Annotated in this window: 1 protein-coding gene; it reads left to right on the forward strand. The window is 64.4% G+C overall.

The genetic code is table 11. From position 1 onward, the window contains the following. Nucleotides 1-185 precede the first annotated feature (185 nt). Nucleotides 186-581 carry a hypothetical protein gene (locus VXC91_RS46095; RefSeq protein WP_329513286.1) on the forward strand — a complete coding sequence of 132 codons (396 nt, stop codon included), beginning with the start codon at nt 186-188 and terminating at the stop codon, nt 579-581. Nucleotides 582-957: the final 376 nt, after the last annotated feature.

Genomic DNA, 957 nt, shown 5'->3' on the forward strand with positions numbered 1-957 from the left:
GACCACGACTCAACCTGTTCGACCGTCAACGCATCAGCACACAGTCACATCAACGACAGACGACGTCGAATGTTACCCCACATGCGGTTGCAGTATTAGCTCACGTTGCGGCGAGCGTTCGTCAGCTCCCGCATTGGCTGGAAGAACCCTCCTGACCCAGTCATTCCGCCACCAGACTCTCGGGCATGAACATGATCAAGCGAACCGCCACCGTTGGCATGGCAGCCGCTGCTCTCGCCGCCACCGCACTGGTCACGGCTCCCACGGCCTCCGCCACCTCCTACAACGGATGCACGTACCCCCGCGTCTGCTTCTATCTCACCGACAGCCAGTGGAACGGTGGGACCCCCACAGCCGCGTACCAGGACGTCACCACCGGCTACCAGAACCTCGGCCCCAACAGCCGCGGCGCCAACTGGGTAAACAACACCCGCAACGACGACCGGGCCTATCTCCGCTACATCGTCAACAGCACCGGTGCAACGCAGTACCTCTGCCTCCTGCCGAACTACCACGTCAACTTCTCCTCGGCCTTCACCGTGACCGGCATCAGGATCGACACCGCGGCCACCTGTCCCTGAGCCCGTCCACACGTCCGGAGCCCATCCGTGGTGCGGTGGCGCCGGGCCTCTTCACAGCGGAGCGACAGGGAGCCGCTTCCGCGCTCCTGGCCCCTGGATCCGTCCGGGGGCCTTCGTCATTTCCGGGGACTGACCTGGGCCGATGCCTCAAGATCCCGTCCACAAATAGTCCACAGACCCCGGCATAGGGCCGCCCAGCGCTGCGTACGGCTGCATATACACGAAGACCCCGGCCTCAGCGTTTCCGCTGGTGACGGGGTCTTTGGGCACCTCATACAGGGTGCCCCGGCAGGATTCGAACCTGCGCACACGGCTCCGGAGAGCATGCTCATGATGTGCGTGGTTGCACGGTGGCCCGCCTCATGCGCAGGGAGCG

The organism is Streptomyces chiangmaiensis (genome assembly GCF_036281785.1).
Lineage (GTDB): Bacteria > Actinomycetota > Actinomycetes > Streptomycetales > Streptomycetaceae > Streptomyces > Streptomyces chiangmaiensis.

What these genes read in the sequence shown, in the direction of transcription:
- VXC91_RS46095 (WP_329513286.1), top strand. Translation starts at nt 186, where the DNA reads ATGAACATGATCAAGCGAACCGCCACCGTTGGCATGGCAGCCGCTGCT.